The sequence below is a fragment of the Nitrospirae bacterium CG2_30_53_67 genome (assembly GCA_001873285.1).
Taxonomy (GTDB): domain Bacteria; phylum CG2-30-53-67; class CG2-30-53-67; order CG2-30-53-67; family CG2-30-53-67; genus CG2-30-53-67.
In genome coordinates this window covers 1-7,891 of record MNYV01000182.1, presented here as the reverse complement: position 1 = coordinate 7,891, position 7,891 = coordinate 1, and the positions used below count along the sequence as shown (strand labels likewise).

General features: G+C 53.6%; 7 protein-coding genes and 1 pseudogene. 4 read left to right on the top strand and 4 right to left on the bottom strand.

Going from position 1 to position 7,891, the window contains the following annotated elements; genetic code table 11:
- Positions 1-518 precede the first annotated feature (518 nt).
- Both AUK29_11270 and AUK29_11265 read left to right on the top strand, forming a co-directional pair.
- Positions 519-824, top strand: a complete 306-nt coding sequence (locus tag AUK29_11270; GenBank protein ID OIP60587.1) for a hypothetical protein — start codon at positions 519-521, stop codon at positions 822-824.
- Between the two features lie 207 nt (positions 825-1,031).
- On the top strand, positions 1,032-1,274 hold the full coding sequence (locus AUK29_11265) for a hypothetical protein (GenBank protein OIP60586.1): 243 nt from the start codon (positions 1,032-1,034) through the stop codon (positions 1,272-1,274).
- Positions 1,275-1,566: 292 nt separating this feature from the next.
- On the opposite strand, the gene AUK29_11260 is transcribed toward AUK29_11265, so the two are convergent.
- The 4 genes from AUK29_11260 to AUK29_11245 all read right to left on the bottom strand — a co-directional run bounded on the left by AUK29_11260 (position 1,567) and on the right by AUK29_11245 (position 6,176).
- The gene (locus AUK29_11260) at positions 1,567-2,163 is read right to left on the bottom strand and encodes a dephospho-CoA kinase (protein OIP60585.1); all 597 of its coding nucleotides are present in this window, start codon (positions 2,161-2,163) and stop codon (positions 1,567-1,569) included.
- A gap of 366 nt (positions 2,164-2,529) precedes the next feature.
- Positions 2,530-2,928, bottom strand: coding sequence for a hypothetical protein (locus tag AUK29_11255; GenBank protein ID OIP60584.1), 399 nt, complete (start codon positions 2,926-2,928; stop codon positions 2,530-2,532).
- A 40-nt stretch (positions 2,929-2,968) separates the two neighbouring features.
- The gene (locus AUK29_11250) at positions 2,969-4,570 is read right to left on the bottom strand and encodes a glycoside hydrolase (GenBank protein OIP60583.1); all 1,602 of its coding nucleotides are present in this window, start codon (positions 4,568-4,570) and stop codon (positions 2,969-2,971) included.
- A 382-nt stretch (positions 4,571-4,952) separates the two neighbouring features.
- Positions 4,953-6,176 (bottom strand): hypothetical protein, encoded by a 1,224-nt coding sequence (locus AUK29_11245; protein ID OIP60582.1) that lies wholly within the window; start codon positions 6,174-6,176, stop codon positions 4,953-4,955.
- 223 nt (positions 6,177-6,399) lie between these two features.
- On the opposite strand from AUK29_11245, the gene AUK29_11240 reads away from it, so the two are divergent.
- Together AUK29_11240 and AUK29_11235 are read left to right on the top strand one after the other, a co-directional pair.
- Positions 6,400-7,419, top strand: a complete 1,020-nt coding sequence (locus AUK29_11240) for a 4-hydroxythreonine-4-phosphate dehydrogenase PdxA (GenBank protein OIP60588.1) — start codon at positions 6,400-6,402, stop codon at positions 7,417-7,419.
- Between the two features lie 223 nt (positions 7,420-7,642).
- Positions 7,643-7,891 (top strand): annotated as a pseudogene (locus AUK29_11235) (sulfurtransferase TusC).

The window sequence follows — 7,891 nt, the reverse complement described above, 5'->3', positions numbered from 1 at the left end:
TACCACATCACCGTGCTCCAACCGGGCGACGGCAGCGTGGCGAGTGTGACCGTCGATGGCGTTGAGCAACCCGATCATGTTATTCCACTTCTTGACGACCGTCAGGAGCATTCGGCCGAGGTGAGAATACCCGCCCCCGGGTAAAGCTGCGGAAAACAATACACTTAGTGGCCCTATTCGTGAATACGGCGGCATTCGAGTGCCGTAGGGCGGTTTCATCGGCGTTCCGCTCCTTGCGGTGTACCAGATGGGTACGCCTCAGTCGCGCGCCTTGATGAAGCAACCCTGCAACCCTCTCTGTGCTTCACCCTATTCCTGGAAAGGACCACTTCGGGAAGTATCCGGACCGCTTCCATCCCCACATCCATGCCCTGGTCTCGGATGAGAAGTGGTGCGGCCTTTCCCCCCGAGTTCTTGCCTACCGTCCCCTGCTTTGATGTATTTTCTCCGGTTTTCAGGAATAAAATACAGAAAAAGACACCATAATGTCACCAGGGATATGACACCAAATATTTTTCTTGACGGCATGCAAATTCGGGGGTATTTTCCTGCTATGCTCCGGAAAGGACGCGCTGGCTGCCATCAAAGCAGGACCAAAAACCAATCCAGCTAACAACCATATTTATTATGCGATCACCAGTAACACCTGGACCGGTGCGGAAGCTGAGGCACAATCCCTCGGCGGGGATCTCGTCACGATCAACGACGATGCCGAGAATAGCTGGGTTTGGCAAACCTTTGCCCCATTAGTTGGCGGCCCCCTGTGGATTGGATTAAGCGATGCCGCTCATGAAGGCACAATGGAATTCTGTGCGGCCTCCTGACCTCACTCCATGCTTCTGACGACTGGAGTAATTTAATCTATGACTTCAGAGGGTCACCTGACTTCGCCGATGGACCCACCCGTACAACGCCTGCCCTGATTCTTCCCGAACCAACTATAACCCAGATGCTTACCGCTGCTCAATTAGTTCATGGCGATACACCGGAAGTTTGTAACGGTATTGATGATGATTATAATGGGGAAATAGATGATGGCATCCAGCCAACACCAACAACTTGCGGAGTGGGAGCTTGTTCATCAACAGGACAGATTATCTGTCAGAATGGACAACCCGTTGATACCTGTACGCCCGGACAGCCGACAGGAAACGACGACATTTGCAACGGCATTGATGAAAACTGTGATGGAGTGGCTGATGACGGCTATGTACCGGCATCTACAGTCTGCGGAGAAGGAGTTTGCAAAGCTGCCGGGGAGACAAGATGCGTAAACGGACAGGTTATTGATACTTGTACGCCGGGACAATCTGCGGGAAGCGATGGTAACTGCAACTCTTCGGATGGTGGAGGAGTGGAGAGCGTGGGCAGTGTCAGTGGCGGCAGCAGCGACGGTGGAGGAGGGGGCTGTTCCATTAATACGGCAGGAGAATCTATTGACCTTGGATATGCATTATTTTTGTCGATTCCCGTTTGGGTTCGCTTGGGCGCTGTGAAAAGAAAGCATTCCAATTAAAAAGGCTGGATTCCCGTTTTCACGGGAATGACGGCAAGCGGAAGATCCCCTTAGAACCTGAGTTCAGACAGGATGGCATCCACCTGACGGTAGGTCTCCTCGACCGTCCCCATGTTGCGGATGACGTAATCCGAGGCTTTGCTCTTCGCTTCGATGGACATCTGGGCCGAGACCCTTTTCCTGGCCTCGGGTTCGGTAAGCCCGTTCCGCTGCATGAGCCGCCGGACCTGGGTAGGCTCGTCGGCATAGACCAGGACGGTCTTGTCCACCTCCTTGTCATGGCCGGTCTCAAAAAGGAGGGGAACAGAAAAGATGATCAGGGCGCCCGGATCAAGGGCCTGTATCCGCCGGATCTCCTGCCATGCCGTCTCATAGACACGGGGATGGATCATGGCCTCCAGCCTCTTTCGCTTGTCCGGCGAATCAAAAACCAGCGCCCCGAGCTTCTTCCGGTTGAGTGCCCCGTCCCGCTCCAGAATCCCCGGGCCGAATGCGCGAATGACTTCCCGATAGGCCGGCTCACCCGCACGGACGACCTCTCTTGCGATCCGGTCGGCATCAATGACCGGAATCCCCTTTCGTTCCAGATAGTCCGTGACCAGGGTTTTCCCGCTGGCAACTCCTCCTGTAAGCCCGATAACCGGCATAAATAGGCTTTCCGCTGGATGTTCCGCTGATTAAATAAGGGCGCCCCTCCGGCTCTGCCGGGGGACTCTTAGAGTTTGGCCATTCCGGAAGTATGCAGTTGACCGAAATGCCTTACCCCTCACCCTTACCCTCTCCCACAAGGGGCGAGGGAACTGCCGGCGGGCCTCCCCTCCCTTGATGGCCTATGGCTCGGGGCCAACGGCTCATAGAGGAGGGGACTCCGGGGAGGGTGTTTTTAACCGTCTATGAATAGGCCCCTTTGAGTGGCTGACAAACGTCCCTGCCTGTGCCAGCACGGCAGATAGGAAGCCTCCGGCTTTGCCGGAGGTTGATGACTATTAATGAGTCTACCGGAGGCCGCTTTTTCACTCTTCAAGAGGCAGAATTGAGACTGTGTTCTTTCTCACCACAAAGATGAGGGTATTGTTGCTCAAGGGGTCGGCAGGGACGATCCGAATGACATCTGACCCAAGATAATCGTCGTTGGCATACCCGATGATCTCCTCGCCGTCATGAAACCGGATGGAAATCTTGTTATGGTATGTGAGGCGGCTCGTCCGCTTCTTCTCCACATACTGGGGATTCCCTGCAAAATCATCAACAAAAAACACGGCCTTCAGGTCGGACATGGGGATCTCTTCCTGATTTTCCTGGTCCGGGGTGTCGCTCATATGGAAGGTCTCATTCAAGAGGAGAAAATCGTCCGAGTAGCCTTTCCTGATCCGGCCGTCCATGAACTTCGCGATGAGTCTGGTCTCTATCAAGCGATTCCCTCAGACTCCGTAGGGAGCATCCCGTACGGGATCATGAATATGAAGACCTGTAGACCTCGTAATTGATATCCGGAAATATGTTGTCCACGGATTCAAGCGTGGAAAGGTAATGCTCATCCACCCGGTTCTCGGAGAGATCCCTGTAGAGGCGGTCGAAACGGAGGAGGTGCTCCTGGGTCCGCTTCACGGCATACTCCACCATGGTGCCCGTTTTCATAATGAAGGCCCAGTCTGAACTCTGGGCAAGAAGAAGTTCCCTCCCCGCCTGGTTCAGCGCCCGCCTGAAGAGGCCGTTGCCTCTGCCGTTGCCGAAGCGGTCGGCAATCTCGGTCATTCTCTCCGAGGCCTTGTGCAGATGCCGATAGATCCAGTCATTGCTTCCCTCAAGCCAGACCTCGGAATACCCTTTATAGCCCCAGCTCGACATGGAAGGCATGGAGACCTGGAGGGTGGGGTTCTCCGTGAGGTATTCCGACGGGGTGATGAGGCGGACCGTCTTCTGGTCATGGACCATCTTACGGATCAGGATGTTGATCCATTCCGGCCCCTCATACCACCAGTGCCCGAACAGCTCGGCATCATAGGGCGAGACAATGACCGGCATCCTCCCGATATAATCGTAAAGAAACTCCGCCTGCCTTTCCCGATTAAACATGAAGTTCCCTGCATGCTCGGCCGCCTTCTCCATGGCGCGATGCGGATCGTAGGGAAGCTTGTGAGAAGTCTTTCCGGTAATCCGGTAATACTTGATTCCGGTGTTGACCCGGTTCCCGTCGCCATGGAGAAAGGGGCGTATATAGTCGTACTCCAGATCAAAGCCGATGTCCCGGTAGAACTCCCTGTACTCATAATCTCCCGGATAGCCCTCTTCCATACTCCAGACCTGTTTGGAGGATTCCAGGTCTCTCCCGAATGCGGCGACCCCTGACGACGGGGTCAGAATCGGGGCAAAGACCCCGTACTTGGGCCTGGGTGATGCATGAAGAATTCCGTGCGCCTCGCTGAAGAAGTACCGGATCCCTGAGTCGTGGAGGATCTGATCGATTCCGGGGGTGAATCCGCATTCCGGAAGCCAGATTCCTCTGGGACGCCGTCCGAAATGCCTGTCATAGTGGTCGCAGGCCGTCCGGATCTGGGCACGGACCGCCTGGCTCGATATGTCCATGAGGGGAAGGAATCCGTGCGTCGCCGCGCAGGTGATGATCTCCAGAACGCCGAGGTCCTGAAACTTCCTGAAGGCGGAAATCAGGTTGCACTGCCATTGATGCTCAAAAAATTCCCGAGCCTTATGGAAACGATAGAAGTACATCTGCGCCAAAGGCTGGAATTCCGGCAGCCACCGGGTACGCTCCACTTCACGCTGGGAGAGTTCAATCAGCTTGTTCAGATGCCGAAGATACCGCTCCTGCAGGAGGGGATCGGTCATCATGGAGATCAGGGTTGGAGTCAAGGAGAGGGTGATCCTGAAATCCACGCCGTCTTTGACCAGGCCGTCGAAGACCTCCAGGAGTGGAATATAGGTCTCGGTCATGGCTTCATAGAACCAGTCCTCTTCCAGAAAATCATCATGTTCGGGGTGTCTTACGTAGGGAAGATGGGCATGCAGTAATAAACAAAAATATCCTTTAAACACGGGCGCCTCGAGGATAGAAATAAAAAATCAAGGTTCTTCTCCCTTTTAGCGGGTAAAAAGGGGTCGAGGGTTCAAGGGGTCAAGGATTCAAGTGAAATACTTAAGCGCAAGCAAAATCTCCAAACAAAAACACTAAAACCCTTGAACCCAAGATGCCTTAGTGTAGTAGCCATCGCAGACGGCAATTATAGAAAAAAGCGGGGCACGCGAAGCGTAACCCTAAGACCCTCGGCTCTTTATGTTTTCAGCACTTCACTTGACCCCTGGAATCCTTGACCCCTTGAACCCTTATGTTTTCACCCACTTTTCGGGAGATGATCCAAAATTAAAGATAAAAAACAGGAAGTAAATCAGCCGGATGTATGTACGACCTAATGTCTTTTTAAGATTTTCCCGTATTCCGGATGACCTTTGGTGTAATCGTAACTTTGTCTATTTCATCAGGTGAGACGAAGGTCACAGGAATCTCCTGCTGCCCGTCCGGCAAGGCAAAACGGGCGGAAAAAGTGCCGTCGGCCCGGAGCTTTACCGGCCTCCCCTGCAGGGTCACCTTGGCATCCGGATCGGTTGCGCCGTATACGATCAACTCCGCATCCAGACGATACCAGAACCGCCGCTCCCGCTCCTTTTCCCGGAACTGGCCGCTGCCGAAAAAACTGCTGACGGCGCCGGACGAGATCTCTTCCCAGAGGCGCTTCTCCATCATCTCTTGGAGCCCCAGGGACCCCTCCCCCATCCTGAAGCCGCCGGAGAGGGCATAGATCATCCTTGATTCCTCTTCCAGGGTCATCCATTGATCGTCTATCACCTCGGACATGCCTGATCGGGGTGTTCGGACCCGGTTGGACCTGGCCAGTGGGATGAACCGGCCCTGAACCCGCAGGCCGTAATCCACGAAAAACTCCGTATTGGGGCGCCCTACGTTGATATACCAGTTGTTAATCAGTCCCTCGACATCGATGTCGTAGTTGCTGCTCTCGTCACCGCAATAAACCCGCACAACCTTCTGAGCCTCATCTCCCATGAGATTGTGGAGGGACAAGGCCTCCTTTACAGCCGACTCCTGAATCTCCCAGTAGGTGTAGATCCAGTACGGATCTCGAACCAGCAGGACAATCCTGGTGTCCCCATAGCCCTCGGGAAGGCTCCCGCTCTCGAAGACTTCCTGAAAAGGGCTTGCCTGATCGGACCCAAGATCAAACCGTCCCCGCTCCACCTCCTGCTGCAGGGTCTCCTGAGTCCCTCTAACGATCTTCCTTTCTATAAGGCCGAATGGATCCGCTCGAAGTACCGGCTTTTCTTTACCTTTTCGGATCTTATACTGAATCGTTTCCGTTTTAGGTCGGATCCCCGAATTGTTCACCGGGGCCTTGACGGCTTTTTCCTCTCTATTCAGAACCTGAACGCCGATATCCGTGCGAAACGCAGGCGCTCTCTTTGTCCCTTTACCTGCCTCGCGGGCCGGCATAGCCTCTGCCTGGGTCAGCAGGGCCTCGATCAACGCATTCTTGGTCATGCTGCTCCGGCCCGGGATGCTCATCTTCCTGGCAAGGTCCATCAAGGAATTCTTGTTCATCTTATCGAGAACACTCTTTTTCATATTCATGCGAGTCCTCCTTGAACAAAGCCCACCATACCGGACATAGGCATAAGTAGAAGTAGTTGCGGCATATTTATCGCCATGTTTTTATCTTAATAAGTTTTTTATTATATCACTGAATCGGTCTTTGTCAAACCTAAAGAGAACTAAAAATAGATCCAATCTATTTGTGATCGGATGCATTTCATGCATTGACAAACATTTTAAATTCCTGTTAGGGTTAACCGGTATGCAAAAGAGCGCCCCCACACCCTATCGGCCTGTCATCGGGATCACCATGGGCGATCCTGCCGGCATCGGGCCGGAGATCATCCTTTCTCTCCTTTCCAGTAAGGAGATCTGCTCGGTATGCATTCCGGTGGTCATCGGATGCGGCGCGGTTCTCGATGCCGCGGCGGAGCTCATCGGTGTCAGGAACCCATGCAAGCGCATATCCGGGCCCGGCGCCATCTCACCCGAATCCCCTGATCCCTTGCTGATGGATCTGGCGAATATCCAGATCGGAGAATATTCCATAGGACGGATATCCGCTAAAGCCGGCCGTGCATCCGTGGAATATCTGTTCCGTGCCATAGAACTGGCAAAAAATGGGGATATTCATGCCATCGTCACCGCCCCCATCCACAAGGAAGCCCTGCATCGTGCGGGCTTCATCTATGCCGGCCATACCGAAATACTCGCCGAAAGGACAGGGAGCACGAATTATGCCATGATGCTGATCGGCGGGCCCATCCGCGTGGTCCTGGTCACTACCCATATCCCGTTGAAAGAGGTCCCGTCAAGGATTACCATAGAAGGGGTGCTTCAAAAGATCCGCCTGGCAGACCAGGGGATGCGGGACCTGGATTTTGATCATCCCAGGATCGCCGTGGCCGGACTCAACCCCCACGGCGGAGAGGGCGGGATCTTCGGCAGAGAAGAACAAGAGATCATCTCCCCTGCCGTGGCCCAGGCATGGGAACAGGGGATAGACGTGACCGGGCCTCTCCCTCCGGATACGGTTTTTTATCAGGCCTATCACGGCCGGTACCATGCCGTGGTCTGTATGTATCACGACCAGGGCCTGATCCCGCTCAAGATGATCGCCTTTGATTCAGGTGTGAATGTAACCCTGGGCCTGCCCATCATCCGGACGTCGGTGGATCATGGGACCGCTTTTGACATTGCCGGAAAAGGGACGGCCAACCCGGCGAGCCTGACAGAGGCGGTCAAACTTGCCGTACGGCTGGTCAGAAACAAGACGGGCTGAACCCAAGGGCAAGGTCACGATTTTTTTTATCAGCCTGAATTTTCCTATTGAAATCGCCATATAATCAATGCTATAGTTTTGACAATCACGCGGCATGGCAAGATTGTTTGCGTATTACAGGCGTAAAAGAAAAGGGGTATAAAGGTCAGTTCCTGCCGAATATATAATATAAAGTCCGAATTTTTTGTGTTATAATGTCCATAATTGAGGAAAGTCGTAGAGGATGACAGCAAGAAGAAAAATTTTGTTTCTGCAAAGAAGGCCCCCCCATGGAACCATCTATGCCCTCGAAGGCCTGGAGGCGGTCCTGATCTTCTGCTCATACGAACAGGAAATATCCCTCCTCTTCTTGGACGACGCGGTCTACTCCCTGAAAAAGGGACAGGACACATCCGAATTGGGGACTAAAAACTTCTCTTCCAGCTACCGGGTTCTGTTCGATTACGGAGTAGAAAGGATCTGCGTAGACGGA